At 39.6% G+C, this 23,439-nt stretch carries 22 protein-coding genes, 1 pseudogene and 1 riboswitch; of the genes and pseudogenes, 3 read left to right on the forward strand and 20 right to left on the reverse strand.

Annotated elements, in window-relative coordinates; translation table 11 throughout:
• Nucleotides 1-88: 88 nt before the first annotated feature.
• Nucleotides 89-1,247 (reverse strand): annotated as a pseudogene (locus J3A84_RS14015) (RNA-guided endonuclease InsQ/TnpB family protein).
• 750 nt (nucleotides 1,248-1,997) lie between these two features.
• Here J3A84_RS14015 and J3A84_RS14020 point away from each other — a divergent pair.
• Nucleotides 1,998-3,275, forward strand: coding sequence for an NAD(P)/FAD-dependent oxidoreductase (locus J3A84_RS14020; RefSeq protein ID WP_207600676.1), 1,278 nt, complete (start codon nucleotides 1,998-2,000; stop codon nucleotides 3,273-3,275).
• 200 nt (nucleotides 3,276-3,475) lie between these two features.
• On the opposite strand, the gene J3A84_RS14025 is transcribed toward J3A84_RS14020, so the two are convergent.
• On the reverse strand, nucleotides 3,476-4,993 hold the full coding sequence (locus tag J3A84_RS14025; RefSeq protein WP_207600677.1) for an NCS2 family permease: 1,518 nt from the start codon (nucleotides 4,991-4,993) through the stop codon (nucleotides 3,476-3,478).
• Nucleotides 4,994-5,124: 131 nt separating this feature from the next.
• Nucleotides 5,125-5,694, reverse strand: a complete 570-nt coding sequence (locus tag J3A84_RS14030) for a xanthine phosphoribosyltransferase (RefSeq protein ID WP_207600678.1) — start codon at nucleotides 5,692-5,694, stop codon at nucleotides 5,125-5,127.
• A gap of 124 nt (nucleotides 5,695-5,818) precedes the next feature.
• Nucleotides 5,819-5,920, reverse strand: a riboswitch (purine riboswitch).
• 236 nt (nucleotides 5,921-6,156) lie between these two features.
• Here J3A84_RS14030 and J3A84_RS14035 point away from each other — a divergent pair.
• A complete protein-coding gene (locus J3A84_RS14035) occupies nucleotides 6,157-6,720 on the forward strand; it encodes a DUF6036 family nucleotidyltransferase (protein WP_207600679.1) in 564 nt (187 codons plus the stop codon).
• Nucleotides 6,707-7,084, forward strand: coding sequence for a hypothetical protein (locus J3A84_RS14040; protein ID WP_207600680.1), 378 nt, complete (start codon nucleotides 6,707-6,709; stop codon nucleotides 7,082-7,084). Before J3A84_RS14035 ends, J3A84_RS14040 begins: the two co-directional genes overlap by 14 nt.
• A gap of 69 nt (nucleotides 7,085-7,153) precedes the next feature.
• Here the strand turns inward: J3A84_RS14040 and J3A84_RS14045 are convergent, their stop codons facing one another.
• The 17 genes from J3A84_RS14045 to J3A84_RS14125 form a co-directional block, all read right to left on the reverse strand.
• Nucleotides 7,154-7,798, reverse strand: coding sequence for an ATP-binding cassette domain-containing protein (locus tag J3A84_RS14045; RefSeq protein WP_207600681.1), 645 nt, complete (start codon nucleotides 7,796-7,798; stop codon nucleotides 7,154-7,156).
• Nucleotides 7,799-7,837: 39 nt separating this feature from the next.
• Complete coding sequence (locus J3A84_RS14050) at nucleotides 7,838-8,257, reverse strand: hypothetical protein (RefSeq protein ID WP_207600682.1); 420 nt, start codon at nucleotides 8,255-8,257, stop codon at nucleotides 7,838-7,840.
• 24 nt (nucleotides 8,258-8,281) lie between these two features.
• Nucleotides 8,282-8,494: a hypothetical protein gene (locus J3A84_RS14055; RefSeq protein ID WP_207600683.1), complete on the reverse strand. Its 213-nt coding sequence runs from the start codon at nucleotides 8,492-8,494 to the stop codon at nucleotides 8,282-8,284.
• Between the two features lie 302 nt (nucleotides 8,495-8,796).
• Nucleotides 8,797-9,435, reverse strand: coding sequence for a putative bacteriocin export ABC transporter (locus J3A84_RS14060; protein ID WP_342590976.1), 639 nt, complete (start codon nucleotides 9,433-9,435; stop codon nucleotides 8,797-8,799).
• A 3-nt stretch (nucleotides 9,436-9,438) separates the two neighbouring features.
• Nucleotides 9,439-11,559 (reverse strand): DUF1430 domain-containing protein, encoded by a 2,121-nt coding sequence (locus J3A84_RS14065; RefSeq protein ID WP_207600684.1) that lies wholly within the window; start codon nucleotides 11,557-11,559, stop codon nucleotides 9,439-9,441.
• Nucleotides 11,560-11,657: 98 nt separating this feature from the next.
• Nucleotides 11,658-12,347: a M56 family metallopeptidase gene (locus J3A84_RS14070; RefSeq protein ID WP_207600685.1), complete on the reverse strand. Its 690-nt coding sequence runs from the start codon at nucleotides 12,345-12,347 to the stop codon at nucleotides 11,658-11,660.
• Complete coding sequence (locus tag J3A84_RS14075) at nucleotides 12,347-12,664, reverse strand: M56 family metallopeptidase (protein WP_207600686.1); 318 nt, start codon at nucleotides 12,662-12,664, stop codon at nucleotides 12,347-12,349. Before J3A84_RS14075 ends, J3A84_RS14070 begins: the two co-directional genes overlap by 1 nt.
• On the reverse strand, nucleotides 12,661-13,029 hold the full coding sequence (locus tag J3A84_RS14080) for a BlaI/MecI/CopY family transcriptional regulator (RefSeq protein ID WP_207600687.1): 369 nt from the start codon (nucleotides 13,027-13,029) through the stop codon (nucleotides 12,661-12,663). The genes J3A84_RS14075 and J3A84_RS14080 overlap by 4 nt, the downstream gene beginning before the upstream one ends.
• A gap of 429 nt (nucleotides 13,030-13,458) precedes the next feature.
• Nucleotides 13,459-14,181, reverse strand: coding sequence for a hypothetical protein (locus J3A84_RS14085; RefSeq protein ID WP_207600688.1), 723 nt, complete (start codon nucleotides 14,179-14,181; stop codon nucleotides 13,459-13,461).
• Between the two features lie 259 nt (nucleotides 14,182-14,440).
• The gene (locus J3A84_RS14090) at nucleotides 14,441-15,535 is read right to left on the reverse strand and encodes a DUF58 domain-containing protein (RefSeq protein ID WP_207600689.1); all 1,095 of its coding nucleotides are present in this window, start codon (nucleotides 15,533-15,535) and stop codon (nucleotides 14,441-14,443) included.
• Nucleotides 15,535-16,479, reverse strand: coding sequence for an AAA family ATPase (locus J3A84_RS14095; protein WP_242694267.1), 945 nt, complete (start codon nucleotides 16,477-16,479; stop codon nucleotides 15,535-15,537). Before J3A84_RS14095 ends, J3A84_RS14090 begins: the two co-directional genes overlap by 1 nt.
• The gene (locus J3A84_RS14100; protein ID WP_242694269.1) at nucleotides 16,480-17,151 is read right to left on the reverse strand and encodes an ATP-binding cassette domain-containing protein; all 672 of its coding nucleotides are present in this window, start codon (nucleotides 17,149-17,151) and stop codon (nucleotides 16,480-16,482) included.
• 2 nt (nucleotides 17,152-17,153) lie between these two features.
• Nucleotides 17,154-19,277 (reverse strand): DUF1430 domain-containing protein, encoded by a 2,124-nt coding sequence (locus J3A84_RS14105; RefSeq protein WP_207600690.1) that lies wholly within the window; start codon nucleotides 19,275-19,277, stop codon nucleotides 17,154-17,156.
• A gap of 98 nt (nucleotides 19,278-19,375) precedes the next feature.
• Nucleotides 19,376-19,708, reverse strand: a complete 333-nt coding sequence (locus tag J3A84_RS14110; protein ID WP_207600691.1) for a hypothetical protein — start codon at nucleotides 19,706-19,708, stop codon at nucleotides 19,376-19,378.
• A 328-nt stretch (nucleotides 19,709-20,036) separates the two neighbouring features.
• Nucleotides 20,037-20,708 (reverse strand): ATP-binding cassette domain-containing protein, encoded by a 672-nt coding sequence (locus tag J3A84_RS14115; protein ID WP_207600692.1) that lies wholly within the window; start codon nucleotides 20,706-20,708, stop codon nucleotides 20,037-20,039.
• A gap of 2 nt (nucleotides 20,709-20,710) precedes the next feature.
• Nucleotides 20,711-22,837, reverse strand: coding sequence for a hypothetical protein (locus J3A84_RS14120; protein ID WP_207600693.1), 2,127 nt, complete (start codon nucleotides 22,835-22,837; stop codon nucleotides 20,711-20,713).
• A 92-nt stretch (nucleotides 22,838-22,929) separates the two neighbouring features.
• Nucleotides 22,930-23,268 carry a hypothetical protein gene (locus J3A84_RS14125; RefSeq protein ID WP_207600694.1) on the reverse strand — a complete coding sequence of 113 codons (339 nt, stop codon included), beginning with the start codon at nucleotides 23,266-23,268 and terminating at the stop codon, nucleotides 22,930-22,932.
• Nucleotides 23,269-23,439: the final 171 nt, after the last annotated feature.

The raw sequence follows: 23,439 nt of genomic DNA on the forward strand, positions 1-23,439 counted from the left end.
CCTAGGCTACTTTCGTTTGATATAACACTCCAAGGGCGTAAATTCCCATACAACGCATGGTACATATTAACAGCTATCTTTCAGGTGATTATGCTGCTAATCCATATCTCGAAAGATTTATGCTAGCATTCCTGTCCCTGTCTATGACGAGGCCGCACGCATCGCATCTGTAGGTTCTATCAGATAGCTTCAGATCCTTTCTGATGGAACCACATTCCGAGCACAGCCTGCTTGAGGGATACCATCTGTCAGCAATTCTCAACTCTATTCCGTTCCTCCTGCACTTGCCAGCAAGTTTCAGCCTGAAGGAATGGAAGTTCTGGCTTTGTACAGCCTTCGCTAAATGCCTGTTCTTCATCATCCCCATCACGTTCAGGTCTTCTATGGTGATGAAACGTGGTTTTTGCCTGATCACCTTACGGATTACCTGATTGACGTGATTTTCCCTTATGCAGGAAAGTCTCTGATGAAGTTTCTGTACCTTTATGGTCTGCTTATGGATATTCTGTCTAGTAGCTTCTCCTTTCGTTTCTTTATTTCTGACGTTCAGGCTTTCGTATTTTCTCGAAAGCCTTCTTTGTTCGCGTTTCAGCCTTTTTCCCAGGTCACGCACGGATTTTGTCTTGTTGATGTTTGCGAATGGATTCTCCATGGTGCTTACCACCGCAAAATCTTTGATGCCCAGATCTATGCCGATGCCATTTCCTTCGGGCACATCATAGGGCTTCTCCTCTGCTTCAATCAGCACAGATACGTAATATCTGCCTGCCTTCATGGATACGGTCCCGCTTTTCACCATGGAGCCCATCGGGATGTATCCTTTCTCTTTCAGCCTGACAAATCCCAGTGTGGGTATTTTCAGGCGATGCCTTTCAATGGTCCAGTCCGTCCTGTTGTTCTTAGGGAAGTATGCCTTCACATCCGACCTGTTCTTCTTCTTGAATCTCGTAAATCCGGACTGTTTCCTGAAAACTTCCTGAAAGCCTTCTCCCCATTCATGATGCTCTGCTTGACAGCTTTGCTGCTGACTTCTCTGATCCACAGTATTCCGGATTCTCTGGCAGGAATTCATTGCTTCGCCATTTCGAGAAATCCATTCCGGACATAAAACTTTTCTCCGCTTTGTAGATCTCTTTGTTTTCAGCAATGTATAAATTGTAGATGAACCTGCAGACACCGATGGTTCTGTTTATTTTGTGTTTCTGCTTCTCCGTCGGATGTATTTCCGTCTTGTAACTTTTCAGCACCCTGATCATCACCTTTATGCACTATTTTTCTGGAATTTCTTTAAGAAAATTATAGCGCATACGTTCTTTTCAAACGATTGAATATGAAACATAAAGTATTCTATCTGAATTGCACCAAAGCTGGACTGTCATAGCAGAAACAGGTATGAACTCAGAAAGTCCATGAATCATGGGTATATTACGTCACTTTTGTCCATGATTGTATATATTTTAAGAATCATTTGCTTCTCCTTCGTCAGTTGGTGTGCTGTCATTTTTGAAAAGCTTAACTCCTCCATATTCTGCGTAATTATGTATTCTATCACTATTTATATGAATCTATTTTAAAAGATATACTATGATTAATCAATACTATATTAGATTCACCAAAACATCCATGCATTGACCGTACTGGTCTCTTCGGTGATGGAGTCCTGTGGATGGGTCCATTCCGGGTTCATCTGTATTTTTTACTGCCTCTCACCGTACTATGCAACAGATCGACTATAGTTTCAGCGATCTTTTGCAGCGCTTTTTCTCCCCTTGCCATTCTTCATGAGATCACAGCTTGTTTATATTATTCTCCCGCAATCACTGTGTGAAACTCTGGACATTCATGAAATCTTTACAACCGGATAATTGATATTCATTCTCATTAGCGCTATAATCTGACTGGATGATGCTCCATTCCAGACTATGACCACTCAAGGCAGTGCTGCAGTCGTGTTCATGAGAATGAAGCAAATACGCATTCACTTCAAGGAGGAAATCATGTCAGTATATCAGAAAGATGGAAAAGTCTATCTCATTATAGGTAATGGACCCGCAGGGCACTTCGCAGCGGGAGAAATACGCAAGAAAGATCCAGATGGAAGAATCATCATTACAGGAAGAGAAAAAGAAAGAACTTATCTTCGAACGCAGCTGGCTGAATGCTTCAGTGCTGAGCTTCCGGAAGATAAGTTCTATATGGTAAAAGAAGAATGGTATGAAAAGAACGAAGTGGAGCAGCTTTTGTCGATGGAAGCTTCTTCCATTGATAAAGAGAAGAAAATGGTCACCTTCAAAGATGGCAGTCAGATTCATTACGATAAACTCATCATTGCCACGGGCAGCTATAACTTCATTCCGTCAGTGGATGTGGAAATAATGAGAAACGGAAAAGCTGTGGATGTGATGAAAGTGGATCGTGCGAACTTCAGAGACTATGATGGTCTCTTCAGCATCAGAGAGCATGATGACACCATAGCCCTGCAGAAAAGAATCCGAGCATCCAAACAGGCTGTAGTCATCGGAGGGGGTCTATTAGGACTTGAAGCTGCATGGTCTCTGAAAAAATGTGGATTGGATGTCACCGTCGTTGAATTTTTCAACAGACTGCTGCCAAGACAGCTGGATGAGGAGTCTTCTGAAGTACTGAAAAACATGGCTCTGGCTTCAGGCGTGAAGCTGATTCTCGAAGACTCACTGGAATCCATCACCATCGAAGAAGATGAGGATGGAAATCAGAATCTTGCCAGTGTAAGGCTTCAAGGCGGAGATACTCTGGATTGTCAGATTGTGTTGTTCAGCGTAGGTGTTCGGTCCAGAGCGGCACTGGCTGCTGATGCAGGCATTAAAGTGAATAAGGGTATTGTGGTGAATACCAGGATGGAAACAAGTGCAGAGGATATCTATGCCTGTGGCGATGTGGCTGAAATCAATAATTTCGTCTATGGCACCTGGCCATCGGCACTGAACATGGGCAGAGTCGCCGGCACCAATGCCGCTGGTGGAGATCTGAAGTTCCCGCCCATGGTCCTGTCCACCATGTTCACATCCATGAATGCGAAAGTGTTCTCTGCCGGGAATGTGGACTTCTGCGATCCTGGTCTGGACATACTTGAACATAAGAGTGTAAAGAAAGGGGAATACAAGAAGCTTTTCTTCCGTGACGACAAGCTGGTGGCTGGAATTCTCTTAGGCGATACCAGACGTTCTACACGTATCGTTAAAGGGATTGAACAAGGCTACACTGAAGAAGAAGCCCTGAAAGCAGACATTCTTTAGCACCTTCGTTTCATTGAAAGCCAAAGCATAATACGCCTATGAAGAGATTCATCCCTCTGGATTCGCAAGAGAAATAACACCCTTCTATCAGAGGAGACCAGCCTTTTTGCGCAAACTGAAAATCAGCTGATGTATTCCGCTTAAATGGACATACTCAGCTGATTTTTCATGATTCCATATTTGCTGCGAGACCCAGCCTGCTATGCAGATTTAAGCTTGATCACAGAGCGGTCTGCCACTTTCTTCTCCATGCTTTCCTCATAACGGCGATATCCTTCGATTATCGCTCCCACAAGTAGATATCCGATGACAAATCTCACATCATACAGCAGTGTAAGATTTGGTGCATGCATGAAGCCTGTGGCAGTGAGCACTGCAGCCGCTGCTGCTGCATAGGAAGCCTTACGATAGGAACCGTCCAGAAGAAACACAAGAATCGCTCCCCAGAGGAGTCCTGTGAACATAGCTCCCTGGCCCAGTGGAACAATACCGCTGGATAGGTTGGCAACCACTTCTCCTGCACTGCCGTTGAACCTTGTCATGAGATAATTCGCAAAATACGGGAACATGGCCAGAACCACTGCAGGATAATGCTTTTTCTCCACTGTGCCGAAGGTCTGTGTCACCATGGAGATGCCCACAAACACCAGAATCGGTGCGATGACGGACATGGGGATCACTTTGGATAGGGCTGCGATGACACCAAACGTGGAGGCAATGAAGAAGACCATGCCGTTTAGTATGGAGTATCCTCTTCCTGCATTCATCAGCTTGGACCCGATGGAAGCGATGTATACGGTGGTGGGAAAGACTCCGCCGAAGAATGTGCCGAAGAGTGTGCCCAGTCCATCAGCCAGCTGCGCTTCTGATACGCTGTATTCATCGCCTGCTGAAGCCATGGCTTCCACGTTATTCATGGTCTCCACGAAATTGTAGATGGAGATGGGCAGAAGCACAGCAAAGAGGCCGATCATGTTTCTTCCGATGAATACAATACCTTCCACCAGGCCCAAGGTCGGTCTGGGCAGATAGAATCCCATGACGCTCAGTCCCTCTGTAATCATCCCTGCATCCTGACCGCCTATGGTGTAGGCCAGAACTGTACCGATGATGATGGCAAAAAGGGATGCGGGAATCTTGAAGGGCATGGGTTTCTTCACTACCATGCCAAGGAGAATAATGATGAGAACCGCCATGCCCGCGATAGGCATCTCATAGGTCATGAAGAACATTTCACCGCCTACGAAGGCGAAGGCCACTCCAGCCAGAGCGCCCATCATGGCCGCCCGGGGAAGATGACGATGAACCCATCTGCCGATAAAGCTCCCCAGAACTTCAACCACGCCACCAAGAAAACAGGCCGCAAGACCGATCTTCCAGGCCAGCTCGGGATCTCCTGTGAGCTGAAGTGCAGGTCGAAGTACAGCGAAAAGATAGATGAACATGACAGGGGTTGAGACGCCGTAGGCAAGGGCCGTCACATCACTTCGATTTTCCTTGGCTGCCAGCTTCTCAGCCATTCTGGCATAATAGAGATTGCCGAACAGAACTGCCATGGCCACGCCAGGAATGACGCGTCCGTAGACGATGCTGCCGGGAAAACCCATGGCGGTCATGGACACGGCGATGAGCACAAAGTTTGCCAGGTTGTTCTGAAAAAGGGCAAAGAATCCGTCAATATCTTCTCTTTTAAACCAGGGATAATAATGTTTCTCCAAAATGATCTCTCCTTGTTTGCATGCTGGTAGGTGCATCTACAGAATGTTCAGTGCAGTTGTATAACATAATTGGGACTCTATGATTTCTGTATACTGGTGAACTTATTCATAAAAGAACGTGTCGTAAGCGATTATCTGAATGTGATGTTTCCTTCCTCCATGGATGAAATGGTGGCCAGAGCACGGATATCCATTCCCTCTGATCTCAGCTGATCTCCTCCCTGCTGAAATCCTTTTTCGATCACCACACCAGCTCCTTGCAAGGTTGCACCGGCAGCCTCCACAATATCCCGAAGTCCTTTTAAGGCTTCTCCATTGGCTAGAAAATCATCCAGAATCAGCACCTTATCCTCTTTACTCAGGTAACGTCTGGAAACACGGATCTTGAAATGCTGCTCCTTCGTGTAGGAGTAGACCTCTCCCTCATAGGTATCTTTATCCAGGTTCAGAGACTGCGTCTTCTTTGCAAATACCACGGGAACCTGGAAATGAAGACCTGCGATAGCCGCAATGGCTATGCCTGATACTTCTGCCGTAAGAATCTTTGTGATCTCTTTATCCTTAAATACTTCTTTGAATTCTTTCCCGATCTCATTAAGAAATGCTACATCCAGCTGATGATTCAGGAAGCTGTCCACTTTAAGGACTGAGGAACCCAGTACTCTTCCCTCTTCTATTATTTTCGTTTTCAGTTTATCCAATTCTCTCTCCTTTACTCCTACTCTTTTCAGAAGGCTTTCATCAATATTCTCCAATAAAAAACCCGCGGTTTTCACCACGGGGAAATGCACCTAATCAGCAGCTTCAAATTATTGCATGAAGCCCACATAAGGAACGCACTCCCGTAGTCAGACCGTTTACGGTGGTCTGGTAGAAACTTATGGACCATATCTCCAAGATTATACGAGTTATTGATTTTTTGAATTAGTCTTTATTCTAACTTACTATTTGAGAATTGACAAGAGCCTGAAATCCTATTCAGAATTTATATTCTAATTTATTTTGAGTCAACTGCTGTTTTTCTGTACTGATCCGCAGACTCAGTAGGTGTTTAGGATATGGTACGGTGAACCGTACCATAAATAAAGGACATTAATACTCTACTCTTTTCGGATATGATATAATAAAGATATAAATAACCTTATTAGAAAGAGGGATTCACCTTGATGATGGACAACATAGAGATGATGGATAGAAAGAAACTGCTGGATATTTTCGAATATCTAAATGAACGTTTACTAGAAAACCAGCTTCAACTCGAGATTACAGTTTACGATGGTTCAATAATGACAATGGTCTATGACAACAGACCCGCTACAAGAGATATTGACTGCGTTTTTTCAGATGTTAATCAAAAATTATTTAACTATATTCTTGAATTGACAAAATATGCATTTAGTCTATCTGAAGGATGGATCAACGAAGAAATTAAGGAACCTCTGAAGTCCATTCTAAAAGAGGACAAAGAAACCTATAAGGTTTACTCAAACCTAAAGATTCTCAAACCTTCTGCTAAACAGCTTCTTGCTATGAAAATCCTGGCAGCAAGGCCAGAACCAGCAAAGGATTTCATCGATGCCTATCTTCTGTGCAAGGACCTATCTATCAAGACAAAAGAAGAATTACTTCATCTATGTGAAGAGTATATCCCATTGACACTCATTGGTGAGAGACAACAAAACTTTATAAGGTATTTAGGAGAGGATTTGGGTTATGATTGGAAATAAATATTTACAGCAATTATATGATTACCCGGATATTGATGCAAGTTTAAATCAGCTTCTTGAACTACTTAAATACAAAAACAAAGACTTCATAGACAGTCTTTTCATTCCTGTGGACTTATCACTATGCAGTAAAGATGAACTGAACTTTTTGACAAAAGTCGCAGCCCTTATCGACTACAATCTTCAGATTCACAAGATAGCCGTTCCTGAATGGCTTAGAAGTAATATACTTCGGTTCGAAGTCCCCTACTATCATTCAAAAAGAATCAGCGATTTTGAAAAATTCAAACTGCAAATGACTAATCCCGGTCCCTTTAGAGCGAGAAATGTGTATTTTGATTTAGCCGGTATCGGTAGAATTTAATTGTTTTAACGAAAAATCCACCTTAAGACATTTTATAGCCTTAAAGATGGATTTTTATTTCGCCTTATTTTATGGTACTTGATCAATCCGTATGAGAGGTTCTCCTAAGTGCATCAGATCCTCATCATGAGTGACAAGAACCACTGTCTTACCTGCTCTTTGAAATCCCTTCAAGAGATCTACAACTTTCATTTTATTCTCATGATCTAGGCTTCCTGTAGGTTCATCGGCCAGAATCAGTTCACAGGGCTTCAGCATCAGCCTTGCAATGGCCACTCTCTGCTGCTCTCCTCCAGAACACTGATATACTTTCTTCTTTTCAAATCCGGCGAGTCCCACTACCTCCAGAACTTCCTTTACTCGGTTATTTTCTTTGCTCGTGTCATGACCTTCCATGGCAAGCTTCAGGTTATACTCTACTGTGGCATTATCGACTAAAGCATAGTTCTGAAAAAGGTAACCGATTTTATCCTTCAGAAGATTCGTCGCTTTTGTTGAAAAGGGCTTGATATTCTTCTGTCCAAAGTGCACCATTTCGCCTTTGTCTTTCTTCTCCAGTAACCCGATGATATTGAGAAGCGTGGACTTTCCAGATCCTGAAGCGCCAGAAATCACCGTGAAACTGCCTTCTGGAATTTCTAGGTTGAACCTGGAAAAGACCGTCTTTTTACCGAAATTCTTTTCTAATCCCTGAATTGAAATTACATTTTCCATAACTACGCCCCTTTTATGGTTTTCACCATATCCGCTGATTCAAAACGTTTGATCAGACCTGATACCAGAATTGCCGTCCACCTTGAGAAATTGTGAAGCCTGGATCTGCCCATGGGTATCTACTACTTCGTCTCGGACCTTTCTGATATCACTTCCTTCCCCGTAGAAATAAACCACATAATAAGGATCTTTTTGCGGACTTTCATAAATCTGATGAAGAGGACGGAAATATAATAGAGGATATAGGAGCCCTGATGCGTAGCTCTCATCGAGCATCTGTATAGTCACTGCTGAGGAATCCTCTTTATTGGTTGAATAAAAAGTGGACTCACCGCTGTCACTCCAGGAAATTCTACTACCGTTTTGAGTATAGAAGAGATCCTCTATCTCCACTGAAGAAGAATAGATATAGTTCTCCATGACATTTCTGTTCATCTCGTCAGAATACCCTACAATCACACGAAAGGTCACTCCATTCTCATCTTAACTATTTTTTATCGTTTCCATAAACTCTTCCGATGAAACGGCAGTGAACATACTCTCATCAAACATGAAACTATATGTGCTCTGGTCATCAAAGTCGGGATGAAAAAAATTTTCCAGGTTAAATGTATATCTGACATTGAAGGTTGTGACAATCAGGTAGGTGGTCGCAATCGCCAACTGTATGACGAGAAAATAGCTGATTTTCTTCATAAAATACTCCTTACCTTAAAAAATAGAATCCCTATAATTCTCCATCTATACCTTTCCTAATTTTATCAATATATATATATATATATGTTGTAGCATCAACATTATTGTAGTTCAACACTAAATTCGAATATTTAAAATATTGAAAACTTACTATTCTTCTAATCTACTTATTATTTTGATTTGCATGTTCTTAGTATGAGTCTCAAAGCTTCTATGATTTACGCCGATGGATGTGGTGTGGTTCATCCAAATTATTTTAATAAACATTTTAGTATGATGAGGAGATCTGCTAAGAGAGCTTATTACTTGATTCTGACATGTCGATCAGAAAGAGACACAAGCGACGGATCATGAGTAACAACAAGCAGCGTCTTTCCTTTTCTTTTCATTGAAAGCAGTAAATCAAAAATCTCCTTTTTATTCATATCATCTAAACTACCCGTGGGTTCATCTGCAAGAATGAGTTCACAAGGCTTTATTAAAAGCCTTGCAATGGCAATTCTCTGTTGTTCCCCACCGGAGCATTTATACACTTTTTTATTTTCTTCACCCTTTAATCCAACTTCTTCTAGAGCATTTCGAATCAACCTGTCTTCATCAGGTAGTCTATGATGTTTTATGGCAATATGCATATTGTAATATACACTTTCATTGCTGATGAGCGCAAAATTCTGAAATAGATATCCGATTTTATCTCTCAAAATTTTGTTGGCTTTTGGGGAAAAGGGTCTGATATTTTTCTCCCCAAAAAGACTGATCTCGCCCCCATCATAAGTATCCAGTAGTCCTATCATATTCAGCAGTGTAGATTTTCCGCTTCCAGATTCACCAATTACAGAAACAAATTCTCCTCTTTTAACTTCCATACTGAAATTATTGAAAACTACTTGTTCATCATACTTCTTCTTAATATTCTTAATATTTACTATAACCTCTTCCACACGCTATTCCCCCTTTAGCACTGCCAGTGTTCTCTTTTTTTCAAAGGACTTAATCATTATCCCGGCAATTATAAAGTCAAAAAATATGCCAAGGAGTATGAATACAATAAGATACTTTCTGTCCAGCTCCATGAACTCCATCCCCAGAACGAGAGAGAAAAAATATACAGCCAAACTACTTATAAACATGTAGCCATAGCGCTGGAAATAGGATTTTCCAAAAAGATAGTTTACTGCCACTTTTTCCTTATTCTCATAGAAGTAAATAAACACTGACTGATACTGAAAAATATAAATCATCAGAATGTATAGACCAAGAACGAGAATAAATGCTCTTACTTGATCATTGCTTCTAGAAAGCGCAGTATCATATTCTTGATTCATATTTGAAATAAATATCCGATCGTTTAAACCATTGGTTACCAAAAAATCTGTAATCACCGTCCGAGTATCTTCGCCATCCTTCATGGTAAGAGAGCTTCCATTCCATTGCATACTCGCATCTAATCCTTTTTTTAAAAGAATTACCGGGTCTTTCTGTCTCTTAAGTGATAAATCCGGAGACAAAGGCGCTAGATTATAGAGCGTTCCAGGATTTTCTATATAAAGAACTTCTCCAGCACCGCCACTAAAATATACATCAGTAAACTCATCATCCTTATATCTCTCGGGAACCAATAAGGTATTCTGCTCGATACTCTGGAAATCCATCAGATTATTGTTTAAGTCCCTGATATTATAGTTTTTCAGATATCCCTCATTTGCAATAATATATGGGTGTTGTACAAACTGACGTTTATAGATTTCTTCAGGTATCGTTTCTTTTATTTCATCAGGGAGAAAATTACTGGAAAAATCATGGTACATCCATTCCTGGGACTCTACAACTTTTAACGTTTGTTGAAGCGGCTCCCAACTTTCGAGACTCGTCACAGTACTGTCAAGAAGTATCCCTTCAATTACCAGGTTGTTTTGCATAAGCGATTTATTCTTTCTAAGAATACTATTTTCTTCCATCATTAAAGGAGCAGTTTTAATCAAATCAATAAACGGTGTAACGATTAGAATTAACAGCAATAGCTTCAGCACTACAGCGACAACCCCTGAAAATTTCAGCGTATTATTATTTTTGATATTCGACGGCCTTCCAGTCACTGTCAGCATCATATAGCTCAATGCATTTGCTGCAATCCAAAAAAGTAAATACAGCCCAAAAGCCACTAAAAGAGGCTTCAGCAGCAGAAGGTGAATGGGTCTGAAATTTTTCACAATGAGAAAATATAGAGTTACCTGGGAGAAAATGTATAAGACTATGTTGATCAAGTACCTTTTTGCAAAGAGGTCCCAGTAAATACTTGTATCGCTTTCTCCGAAGAGTTTCCGTATTGTAATTTCTTTTTTCAAAGCGATTGATTCACAAATGGTGATCACCACCAAGGATGCAATCGTCAAAATAAGAAGGATATGAATTGATCCGACTTGAAGATCATCTGGAGTCGAAAACTCGAAGGAGAGTGAAGATTCATTAGATACGACGTGCTTATTTATCTCACTATCTACAATGTCTTTTTTGATCTGCACTCTATCTTCGCCATAGATAAAAAACAATGCCGTCTTCTTTTCAGGATGTTCGCTGTCAAGAAGTGTTAATGGCTTTACAAGAAGCCTAGGCTGATAGTCTTTCTGATAGCTCGAGTTTACATAATCGATGACATCAAATGCTTTTTTATCATTCGAAAATGAAGAATAGTAATTATTCTCTTCTATTGTAAAGTCTAAATTTTTGCCTTGGACCGTTTTGAAAAAGTCCAACTCATTCAGTTTTAGATTTGTGTACAAATATGCTGTAGTGTCAATTATGAAGTCATGTCGTCTTGTCTGTACGAAAGTTATCGCATCATAATGCTTTGATTCCAGAAAATCCGTAAGTTCAGACAAAACCGGGGATTGATTATCATTCAGCAACTGTAATTCAATCGTCTCATGTTCTTTACCCGTTGCTTGAGAAAAACTGCTTTCCAGGCTATTCATTACATTATAATGATTTAGCGAAATATTCTGATATAAATAAAGAAAAATAAAAACTGCCGTAAACATCGTCAATAAATAAGCAACCCGTTTCATATATCCTCCTACGAAAAAATCTGCATATAAGTCAAATGGAAATATCGATGAGTTTATGACGCTCCGTTCCTTTTATTGTGAAGATTCCATGGTTCATTCTAATCAAATATCTTATCCAAATGCTCACTCTGTAGTCGCACCTGCTTTTGCACCTCTAATTTCACTTCGTTTACATCCGAGTCCTGGTTTTTTGACTCAGCTATATAAGGCGATAAATCTTCATTACTCATAATATCTATAGGATCCGTCATCAGACCAATACTTGCTGCGATGATGATGATTAGTGTTGAGATTGTCTTAGTTATCTTGGGTTTTCGAAATCCTAAAATGTGCTGAACTCTTACTTCCAGATTTCCTTCACCGAAAGCTGTTATTCTCTCGTTAACTGGATGCATTTTGTAGGCAAATCGAACCAAAGTATTAGCATAGGTTTTCCTCATGTCAGTTTTACAGTGATTTAGAGCAGTCTCGTCACATGAAATTTCCATATCATCTGTCATTTTTTTGAATGCAAACCAAACAATAGGATTGAACCAGTGAACGGATAAAATGAAAAATGCCAAAGTCTTTATTATATGATCTTTTCTTTTTATATGTGATCTTTCATGAAGTATGATGATATTTTTTTCATCATGTGCGATTCCAGCAGGAATATAAACCTTTGGTCTAATGAACCCTATAACAAATGGAGTTTTAAGATGAGAAGCCTCATATATATTATCATGATACAGACTCGCATTTTTCAGTTTTCCTTTTAAAAGAAGCATAGAAACTGAAGTGTATATCATTAGAGATGCAAACCCATAGCCCAGATGTAGGATGCTATTCTGATAGAATCATACCTGCTAAGTAAAGCTAGGGAACTTTGTGCTGCACCCTTCTCAAGCAACGTAAATCCTCCGTCGAAGCCTTCTGCTGATGGCATTAAACTGAACTTTCCCTTTAGCGCAATTGGGCCTATCAGTCTAAATGCAACTACACTCCAAATTGGAAAAATCAAAGTCTTCGGGAAATTTCGTAAAAGCAGTCTTATCAATAGAACCACAATGATTACATAGGATCCTGTTAGACTCATTTGTAGGACGGTTGAAAATATGCTGCTCATTTCTCCACCTCATCATACTCTTCAATAAGCCTCTCCAGTTCCTTCATCTTCTTTTCACTGATTTTCTTTCCATTAAAGAACGCGCTAAGAAATTTCGGTAATGAACCACCAAAGGTGTCCTCCACAAAATATCTGCTTTGTATGGAATAATATTCATCTCTGGTTATGAGAGAGGTTACTTCTGATTTGATATTTTGGAATATACCTTTCTCTGACAGCTTTTTTAACACTGTATATGTTGTTGATTTTTTCCAATTCAGCTCATTTTCACATAACTTTACCAGTTCTCCAGAACTGATAGGTTCATGTTTCCATATCAACTCTGCAAATCTTTCCTCTATGTCTCCTAATTTATATAAGTCCAATTTTATCACCTCAGTCTATTCCCAATAGATCATTTATTTTAGTCTATTGGAAATAGACTAAAATGTCAATACTCTGTCATGATATGCTGAATTTCTTCTCTGACGCTGTTATGTAGTGTACGGTGAATCGTACCATAAGCACCAAACTTTATTTATGTTAGATATTCTAAAGCAGCAATTCTAATAATAATGGATGTCAATTTTTCATATATCACATACCACTAACTCCAGACTTCCTCTTTCATCTCTTCAATAATTATTGTAGTGTGATTTTCTTCATAAAACCCACTGAATTTTTGTCCGCAGACTCTCCACCGTATCTGAACTGAATATAGAGATCTCTGATTTCATCGTTATTTAGAGTAACTCCATCACCTTTTATGCTGATGCTTTGGGATGTATCACTCACTTCAAGCATTCTGCTCTTTTTTAGTTTTCGAAGGTATTTTCTGTAGTAGTACCTGATCTGTTCGTTATATCCTGAAGGAAATCGGTCTCTTTTTTTCTGTTAAAAAGAGTCTCTTTTGAGATCAGATATTCTCTTTTTTCATTGAGAGGTCTTCTACTGTAGTTATCCATTCTTCGTTTCTTATTTACAAAGTAACCAATAACCATAATTACCACTAACAATCCAGCACCTAAAACAAATCCCCATAGGTCACTGTTCTGAGCCATCTTGATCTCTTCCCCTATGCCCGGGGATGCGCCGGGTATTTCCTGTTCTACATAACTGTCACTGAAAACCTCCATTAGTCTTCTGCCAGAAGCTGTGAAAATCCATAGACCCACATACAGTAAAGGATAGAGAAGAAAGAACAGTGCCTTCTGTAATAAACCGAAGATGATACTAGCGCCATAAAGAAGCTGTATTCGGATCCCTTCAACACTGATGATAAGGGAAAGCACCATGGCTAAAATCAAGAAAACATAGATTCGTCTGTTATTTTTCTTCGATGTAGTTCCATAAGCGGATTGCCTTAAAGTTACACTTAAAAGAATTTCCGAAAACAGGTAGAACATCATAAACGGAAGTATACTTAACATTTTCTCCTGAACTGGCTTTACGAGAATGCCTGCAAAAACAAGAACTGTCATGATGCTGTAATGCACTTTAAACCTGCTTGCGCGCTCTTCCATCTCCAGTCTTCCCATAAATTTCTCATAGTAGTAAATACATCCTATAGCAAATAGAAGCGTAAAAAGAACTCTCTCCAAGGTAAAATAAAGAAGCATTGGCAGAGAAAGTGAAACCCCCAGCAGAACTGTGGTCTTCCAGTTTCTCTTTTCACACTTCCCTTGAAAGAAAAGCAGAACCAGAGCACTGTATAGATAGATGGGAATACTCCAAACTACTTCCACCTGAAAGAAAACAAGTAGAATCATCAGGTAAAAGGAAACAAAAGACAAAACTTCAAGTATCATCAGCTGCACAAAAATCCCTCCCTTTATAAATCCTGACATTTCTGGATATTTCTGTAAGATGGTCTTCCCTCATGGCAATGAGCACGAGTTTACCGTTTTTTGAAAACTCATTTATGGGCAACACATGCTCCTTCAGAACTTTTGGCACAATCAGCACCACCACCTGAAATGAGCTTCTGTTTCTGGAAAGCTTCTTTAAGCTGTTTTCCAGGCTATCCGATACCATGCCGCCCATTTTCCCTAAAAGCATCGTATACTTTTCAAGATTCTTCGGAGAAAGTCCAGGTGGAAAACTGACTCCCCCATTGTCTGTTTTAGCATTGTATCCATTACTGGAGAAGCCTGCAGGGATCTTTTCCTTCATAAGCTCCTCCAGTACAGCTCTGGCAGCAATGATGCTTTCCTCTAATGCTTCCACATCGGGATCTTTCCAGTAAGGCTTGCTGCTTTCCATGCTGAGAAAGACCATGGCGCTCTGATCTGCAGTAAAATCAAACTGCTTCACTAGAATACGATGGTGTTTTAATGAAGAGGGCCAGTGAATATATCTCTGGGACTCTCTTCCCGTATATTCTCTTACGCCTCTTAGCATCAGAGGATCATCCACAATCCACCTTTTCACAGAAACGGCGCCGTGGAGACTGTCGAAAGGTAAAATGAGCTCCCTTATGTTTTTTTTCCTCGGTAGAATTATTAATTCCTGATTTAAAGCCTTCTCCAGAAATTTTATCTGAAATCCCAGAAGATCTGTCATCTTGAGCGCTGCTCCATCCAAGGTGTGAAGACCTCTTTCTTTCCCATAAATTTTATGTTCAAGTGTACTCCGCTGAAAAGGCATCACGAAAAGATGATAAGCGTGATGACTTTCCGAAAACTTCTCCCCATAGTATTCTGTCACGTTTAAGAAAGGAATGGAAAGAATCTTTCTGTTTTCAATCACTGGTGTTAAGGTAATCTCCTCTCCAATCTCATACACATTCTTATCCGTCTGTACCCCATAGGAAAGCTTCTTCTCACCAAAATAAAACATCACTTCATTAAGAACGATGATGGCAATGAGCATGCCGAAAAATCCCCAAAGCATCAGAGTGCCTCCAGATCTTCCAAAGGAACTTTTGTTTCTTTCACAATTTCAGAAATGATCTCCATACTCTCGTCAAGAGACTGGCCCATACCAGATGAAATCCTGTGGTTCAGCACAAATGGTGCCATGTGCTGAACATCTTCCGGGAGCATAAAGGATCTCCCCTCCACTGCTGCCTTGGCTTGAGAAGCTCTAAAAAGCGCTATGGAGCCTCTCGGACTCACACCTACACTGATCTTTTCATGATTTCTGGTTTTCTCCACAAGGTCCAGGAGATAATCCATCACTTCCTTTTTTGCGCTCACTTTCTTGCTCTCCTCTATATAGCTGAGGAGTTCTTCCAACTCAAAAACCGCATGGATGGTATCAAAGACATCTTCCAGAGTATTGAGAAGAATCCTTCTTTCTTCTTCCTTTGAAGGATAACCCATGGAAAGTCTCATGAGAAAACGATCCATCTGAGCTTCAGGCAACGGAAAGGTACCGTAGGATTCTATGGGATTCTGGGTGGCCAGAACCATAAAAGGCCTATCCAGTATTCTTGTCTCACCATCAACAGTAATCTGCCTTTCCTCCATGGCCTCTAAAAGAGCCGATTGTGTCCTTGGTGTTGCCCGATTGATCTCATCCGCCAGAATGACATGGGAGAAAAGAGGACCTTCTCTGAACTCAAATTCTCTTTCTTTCTGGTTATAAAAACTAACACCTGTGATATCCCCTGGAAGAAGATCCGGCGTGAACTGAATTCTCTTAAATGGCAAGTCCAGGGTTTTGGAGAAAGACCGCACCAGCATGGTTTTTCCCATGCCAGGCAGATCTTCCAAAAGAATATGTCCTTCCGATAGAAAAGCAATCAGAAGAAGCTCAATCACCGGATCTTTTCCAATGATTCCCTTTCTTACGTTCTGAACTACAGTTTCCTTGAGTTTCTTTATATTTTCCAACTAATTTTCCCTCCTCATCGCAGTATCTTCATGAAGATTCTCCAGTCTTACATGGGGATCTCCCATACTCATAAGCTCCTCATCATGGGTGACAATGAGAATGGTCTTTCCTTCTCTATGCAGCCTCTTAAGCACTTCCAGGATGATCATCTTATTGCCATGATCAAGGCTTCCCGTAGGCTCATCAGCGAGTATCATCTCGCAGGGCTTCAGCATCAGCCGAGCCAAAGCAATTCTCTGCTGCTCTCCGCCAGAGCACTTGTAGATCATCTTCTCTTCAAACCCTTCCAGACCTACTTCTTTCAAAGCTTTCGAGATAAGCTCTCCCTTCTGATCCGATTTGACATTTTCAAGAGCAATCTCTAGATTATACCGAACTGACTTGTGATCAATGAGGGCAAAGTTCTGAAAGAGATACCCGATTTTTTCTCTCAGAAGGATTTCGGATGCTTTTGTAAAAGGCTTTACCCCTTTCTTGCCAAACCTTACAATGGTTCCTCCATCTTCACGGTCCAGGAGTCCTATCATGTTCAGCAGTGTGGATTTACCTGAGCCCGATGCCCCACTGATGACTGTAAAGCTGTTTCTTCTGATGTCCAGATCATACTCATCAAAGATGACAAGATCATTGAATCTTTTTTTCAGATTTCTGATTTCTATAATATTCTCCATACTTATTCTCCTTTCAAAACCAAAGAAATAGACTTTTTCTCAAACCTTCTGATAATCCAGGTCATAAACAGTAGGTCTATGACAACAAAGTAAAGAACCAGACTGGTTGCAATTGTTGCATTCACATTCAGCGTAGTCCAGACGGTAAGCAGAATCACGAAATAAGGCAAAAGGTGCATCAGAATCATTTCTCTGTACCTACTAAAGAAGCTGCTCCCCATGCTGTATTTCAGTGCAATTTCTTTTCTTCTTTCGTTAAAGTGAAAAGACAATCCTTGATAAAGAAAAATCATGGGGATGATGGTAAAAAGCATCAGATATCCCATGGCGGTGATGAATTCTTTCATGTAACTCTCTAGATAATAGTTATGCTTGATCACATAATTTTCAATATTAAAATAGGCTTCCATCTGGTACTTTGAAAGTAATAAAGAAACGTCCTCATATGAAGAGTAAAATGCGCTCATATATACTGGTTGAATCTCGCTTCGATACTCAGTCAAAAAATACACTACCGGATTTTCTATTAACATTTTCGGGTCTGAAATATCGGGGGCTAAAAAGGCACTATCATAAGTGACAAAGTACGTATTCTTTCCGTTCTGATCTAGCCCAGTATAGGTTTGGAACTTCTCTTCTTTGAGATGAAGAGGCACGAATACAGTGTTCTCGGTGATTTGAGATAAATCGAGAACTTCGCCATCTTCATTTCTGATGGAATATTCTTTCAGATACTGATAATCTACGATGATGCTTGGATAAGGAATCTCCATACCTATGGTTTCATAAAATTCAATCATCTGCTGATCCAGGTGAGCATGTGAAAAGTCCGCATACATGCCTTTTCCCCTTAGAATCATCTCCTCAAACAGGATCTGATTCATGTTTAGATTCTCTCCAATCTCTCCTGGCAGAGAAGTCATCATAGACTGGTTTGTAAACAGGTTATAATTGTAATGTTCTTCTGTGCGGGAACCATAATGGTATATTTTGCGAAACGCTTCAACACCTGTAGAAATCTCATGAACCAGCGGCGTCAGTACAATAAGAAGAAGTACTGTTTTTATAATTATGTTTCCATACACCATTTTCATATTCACAATACTTCTCTTTAGTGCAACATAAGAAGCAACATATCTCACATAGAGATAACTAAGGATTGTAAAAATCAGAATGACTCCTGCAAACATCAGAAGATTCATCAACATGGGCTTTATGACATTTAACGAAATGGGTGTAAAATCTCCCCCTAAAATGAAATAGGAGAAAAAAATGCTTACGGTATAGGCGAGGATGGAAAACAGAATAAAACTTCTCATAAGTCTTGTGAAAATCAGGGTGCTTTGATTCCCGTTCATCTTTCGTACGCTTACTTCCTTCAAATTTGAATTAATATAGCTGGTGGCACTAAGCAAAATAACAAGTAAGAGGATGGGAGCCATGAATTCCGTAAGTTTTACCGGCTGATCGTCCACCTCTTCTTCTATAGGACTGTTTAAATCATAGATATCTTCCTCGTACATGAATGGAAAAGCATCAAGAATCATCGCCTTAATCTCTGCCATACTCATTGAGTTATCAAAGAAGAAAGAGATTCCAACAAAATTCGCTTCTCCCTCATAGTATTTCCCAGCCGTATGAAGCGGCATAAAATTAAGTACAGGATAGGTGTTTCCCATAATGTACTTGTCAGACAGAAATTTGATGCTGTCAGTTTTTTCATCATTTATAGAATCGGAACTTATATACTGATCGTTTGCAAGGCCTCCAAAATCCACATGAGTTCCTTTCTCCAGATAGAAAAAGTCTTCAAAAATAAATTCATTTGAATAAATATATAGACTTTGAACTTTTCTTTGATAAATGTCATCATTGCTAAGACTCATCATGATCTCAAGAGAGCCGTTTTGTCCCATTTCTAGTAGTTTATCCATTACTTCGGTTACGGACACGCCTTGTTCTTTTAAATATAGATTAATAATTACACCATTTTTATCCGTCCAGTCATGATATTCTAAGATTGTATTGTCCAAACTATTAAAGTACCTTTCATTAAACTCATTGAATATGCCAAAGGTTACAATAAATCCATAAATAATGATAAATACATAGGCAAATTTTTTCATACGACCCTCCTCGACAATAATTTTAGCTGAAATGTTTAACTTGGCACCAAAACACTGCATGTTTTGTCTAATGTCAGCGTTCAGTGCTCAGTCCATATTTATCTTGCTATAAATGTCTCGATGTACGCATGCTGATGTCCAACGGTCTTAGAGATGGATATTGAGGCCGTTTTAGGATAATCACCAGGATTAAGTGATCCTGTAACGCTTTTTGTAACCCAACTGGTGCTACTATTGCTCCTAACTGCCGCAACTCCGCCAGCATTCATATTTTCTAAGACAAACATCGTATATGCACGATCGGAAGTGTCATAAACGTTCACGTATCCAAACTCCGTTTCCGTTATACCATGCATTACTATCGTGTATCCATATGCGGTCACTTGAGCTGTTACGAGTAAGGTCAGGAATAAAACTGCGATTTTTTTCATTTCAAACCTCCATATAATTATTAATTCATTCGATGAGTTTTTTATCAGTTTATTTATCTCATTAATTATCACCTCCGATACTTTGTGAAGGATTAGATTGAAAAAAACCTGCAGACTCTGTTGACACCTCTTCTTGATGTCTGCACCTTGTGGAAATACACAAACATGATTTGAATCCTTCTTAAAAACTACCTTAGACTTTGCACTCAGTATACAGTCAAATGTTTTTTTATATTATTGACGAATGGTTCTGTCCATCGTCCTTTATCACTCAAAAAATATCCGGGAAAACCAATACCAACTCCTTGAGTTTCTTTAAATTTTCCAACTAATTTCCCCTCCTCATCGCAGTGCCTTCATGAAGATTCTCCAGTCTTACATGAGGATTTCCCATTTTCATAAGCTCCTCATCATGGGTAACAATGAGAATGGTCTTCCCTTCACCATGCAGCCTCTTAAGCACTTCCAGGATGATCATCTTATTGCCATGATCAAGGCTTCCCGTAGGCTCATCTGCAAGAATCAGCTCGCAGGGCTTCAGCATCAGCCGCGCCAAAGCGATTCTCTGTTGCTCTCCGCCCGAACATTTGTAGATCATCTTCTCTTCAAACCCTTCCAGACCTACTTCTTTCAAAGCTTTCGAGATGAGCTCTCCCTTCTGATCCGATTTGACATTTTCAAGAGCAATCTCCAGATTATACCGAACAGACTTGTGATCAATGAGGGCAAAGTTCTGAAAGAGATACCCGATTTTTTCTCTCAGAAGAATTTCGGATGCTTTTGTAAAAGGCTTTACCCCTTTCTTGCCAAATCTCACAATGGTTCCCCCATCTTCACGGTCCAGGAGCCCTATCATGTTCAGCAGTGTGGATTTACCCGAACCCGATGCACCACTGATGACTGTAAAGCTGTTTCTTCTGATGTCCAGATTATACTCATCAAAGATGACAAGATCATTGAATCCTTTTTTCAGGTTTCTGATTTCAATAATATTCTCCATACTTATTCTCCTTTTAGAATTTCCGCCACCGATTTTCGTTCAAACTTTCTAAGAATTATCATCATGAACATCAAATCAAGAACTATATAGTAAAGTATCATTTGTACACCTATGGCTTTGGGCATTTTAAGAGAAGTGACCACGGCAAAAATCAATACTCCGTAGGGCAATAGATGAAGAAGTATGATTTCTCTGTATCTCTTTATGAAGGAAGATCCCATACTGTACTTTAGAGCGATTTCTTTCTTTGTTTCGCTCAAATGAAATGACAGACTCTGATAAAGGAAAATCAAGGGAATCAAGGAGAATATCAGCAGAGAAAATGTCGACTCCATAAAGGTTTCCCAATAACCATTTAAATAAAACGCATAAATAGGCTCATAGGCTTCAGTCTGGTAGAAATCTTTAAACGCACTTTGATCCAAAATATTCTGAAGTTTCGTCTGAGAGGAATATAAAGCATTGGTGTACGTTACATGAACCCCTTTTACGTATTCCACCATGTAATTCACCACCGGGTCTTCTATGAATAGGCTGCTGCTTCCCACATCAGGATTCAGAAATGGCTTGTCAAAAGAAACATACATCACATTAGGAACACTATGTGTGATCTGATTGTAGGTCTGATGCTTCAAATCTTTAAGATTCATCGGAATGAAAACAGTATTTTCTTTGATTCTAGAAAGATCTATTTCCTTCCCTTCTTCATCCCTAATCTTGTACTTCCTCAAATAATTGTAATCTGCAGAAACACTTGGATATGGAGCCTCTAAACCACCTGCAAGAAATCCCTCCACCGCTTGAGGAGGCCAGTAGGCAGACGAGAAATCTGCATAGAACCCTTCACTATTTAAAACAAACTCATTAAATAATAACTTTTGGAAGTCACTCTGCCTGTCATCCTCCGGATCCACATAGAAGTCCAAGGAAGTGACTAAATTTACCATATACTTCCCTTCGTAATCTTCTGATGCTTTTGTATAGTGATAAACTCTTAAAAGAGCATCCGCTCCGCTTTGCATTTCTTGTGCCAGTGGTGCCAGAATGAGGATGATCAGTATCATTTTAAGAAGTAGATTCATATACACTGTGGTCATTTGAGATTTGCTTCTTTTCAATGATACAAAATTTCCGATGTAATAGATGTATCCATAGGTCAGCATCATAAAAATGATCAGAATCAAAATAAAGTTTCCCATGTTTCCAATCACAGGTCGGATAATATTCAATGAAATACTGCTGAATTCTCCTCCAAGAATAAAATAAGAAAATACTGTCCCGATGATGTAATAAAGGACGATAAAGAGAATATAGGACTTCATAATTCTCATGAATATATTTTTTGACGAATTGCCTTGAAGTTTTCGAATACTGATTTCTTTTATACTGCCATTCACATGACTCGTCGCTGTCAATAGAATGATGAGCAGCATAATAGAAGGAAGATAATCTGTTAAGGAAGCTGTTTCCACCTCCATATCCTCTGAAAATTGTTCTGATTCATATATTTCCATTGGATTTAAAAATGGATACTCTTCTTGAATTTTCTCAATCAGATCATTTTTCGTTACTTCCTCTTTGTCGTATACAATGGTGGGTGCAAAGAAGTTTACAGATGCATCGTTGTTCTCTTCAAAACTATGCATCGGAAGAAATCTCAAAACCGGATACTCTTTACCTCTGGTATATTTCGATGACAGAAAACGAATCCCTCCAATTTTCTTTTCATCCAGTGGGTCAGAACTGATGTACCTCTTTTCTTTTTCATCTGAAAAATTGATATCGATCTCCTTTTCAAGGTATGCAATGTTATTTAGTTTGAATTTATCTGAGTATATGTATGTACTCTTCACGCTTCTTCCTAAGATATCTTTATGTTCAAGCGTGACCATCACTTCCAGGTTATTCTCTTTAGCAAGATGAAGAAGTCTTTTCATGGCATCGTTCTCAGTCAGATCATTCTCCTTCAGATATAGATTTAGTACTAGAGAATCTTTTTCAGTTTGGTACTTAAACTCAACTGGCAAAAACTGAAGACGGTTGAAGTAACTTTCGTTGAATGAATTTACAACCCCTAGCGTCAAAATAAACGTATATAAGAGGATGAAGATATAAGTAAAGCGCTTCATGTTCATTCCCTCCGTTGTGATAGTAAAGATATTTCACTAGGAAAGAAAAGCTTTCATTTATGATAAAGGTTTCATTCCTATTGAAATTCAAACTACTTTGCTATTATTTGCTCCCTGAAAGCATGGTAATGATTCCCATTCTTAGAACGATCGGCTATAACCACTTTAGGATCATCTGAAGGATTAAGAGAGCCATATACATTCTTCACAACCCAAAATGTATCCACTTCATTTCTTACGGCAGCAACACCTGCTGCATTCATATTTTCTAAAGTATAAGATGTGTATATCCTGCTGCTTGTGTCGTAAGCATTTACAAATCCATATTGTGTATTAGTAATACCGTGTCCTATATAATTGTAACCATACGCTACAGTTTGTGAGAACAGTAGTAGCATCATTGTGAATATCATTTTTTCATACTTTTTCATTTCAAACCTCCCTGTAATAGTGTGCAGCACCAATAATTCATTATTATCGATATGATCACCTCCAATCTAGATTGTCGAGAACATTTAAATATCATTTTTGTTGATCTTCTATTTCTCTGCTTTGGGCCAACTATAAACCATGCACTCGGTTCACAGTCAACAGATTCTTTG

Source organism: Proteiniclasticum aestuarii (assembly GCF_017368455.1).
Taxonomy (GTDB): Bacteria; Bacillota; Clostridia; order Clostridiales; family Clostridiaceae; genus Proteiniclasticum; species Proteiniclasticum aestuarii.

What these genes read in the sequence shown, in the direction of transcription:
- J3A84_RS14020 (WP_207600676.1), top strand. Translation starts at nt 1,998, where the DNA reads ATGTCAGTATATCAGAAAGATGGAAAAGTCTATCTCATTATAGGTAAT.
- J3A84_RS14040 (WP_207600680.1), top strand. Translation starts at nt 6,707, where the DNA reads ATGATTGGAAATAAATATTTACAGCAATTATATGATTACCCGGATATT.
- J3A84_RS14045 (WP_207600681.1), bottom strand. Translation starts at nt 7,798, where the DNA reads ATGGAAAATGTAATTTCAATTCAGGGATTAGAAAAGAATTTCGGTAAA.
- J3A84_RS14055 (WP_207600683.1), bottom strand. Translation starts at nt 8,494, where the DNA reads ATGAAGAAAATCAGCTATTTTCTCGTCATACAGTTGGCGATTGCGACC.
- J3A84_RS14065 (WP_207600684.1), bottom strand. Translation starts at nt 11,559, where the DNA reads ATGAAACGGGTTGCTTATTTATTGACGATGTTTACGGCAGTTTTTATT.
- J3A84_RS14070 (WP_207600685.1), bottom strand. Translation starts at nt 12,347, where the DNA reads ATGATATACACTTCAGTTTCTATGCTTCTTTTAAAAGGAAAACTGAAA.
- J3A84_RS14075 (WP_207600686.1), bottom strand. Translation starts at nt 12,664, where the DNA reads ATGAGCAGCATATTTTCAACCGTCCTACAAATGAGTCTAACAGGATCC.
- J3A84_RS14085 (WP_207600688.1), bottom strand. Translation starts at nt 14,181, where the DNA reads ATGGGAAGACTGGAGATGGAAGAGCGCGCAAGCAGGTTTAAAGTGCAT.
- J3A84_RS14090 (WP_207600689.1), bottom strand. Translation starts at nt 15,535, where the DNA reads ATGCTTTGGGGATTTTTCGGCATGCTCATTGCCATCATCGTTCTTAAT.
- J3A84_RS14100 (WP_242694269.1), bottom strand. Translation starts at nt 17,151, where the DNA reads ATGGAGAATATTATAGAAATCAGAAATCTGAAAAAAAGATTCAATGAT.
- J3A84_RS14105 (WP_207600690.1), bottom strand. Translation starts at nt 19,277, where the DNA reads ATGAAAAAATTTGCCTATGTATTTATCATTATTTATGGATTTATTGTA.
- J3A84_RS14110 (WP_207600691.1), bottom strand. Translation starts at nt 19,708, where the DNA reads ATGAAAAAAATCGCAGTTTTATTCCTGACCTTACTCGTAACAGCTCAA.
- J3A84_RS14115 (WP_207600692.1), bottom strand. Translation starts at nt 20,708, where the DNA reads ATGGAGAATATTATTGAAATCAGAAACCTGAAAAAAGGATTCAATGAT.
- J3A84_RS14120 (WP_207600693.1), bottom strand. Translation starts at nt 22,837, where the DNA reads ATGAAGCGCTTTACTTATATCTTCATCCTCTTATATACGTTTATTTTG.
- J3A84_RS14125 (WP_207600694.1), bottom strand. Translation starts at nt 23,268, where the DNA reads ATGAAAAAGTATGAAAAAATGATATTCACAATGATGCTACTACTGTTC.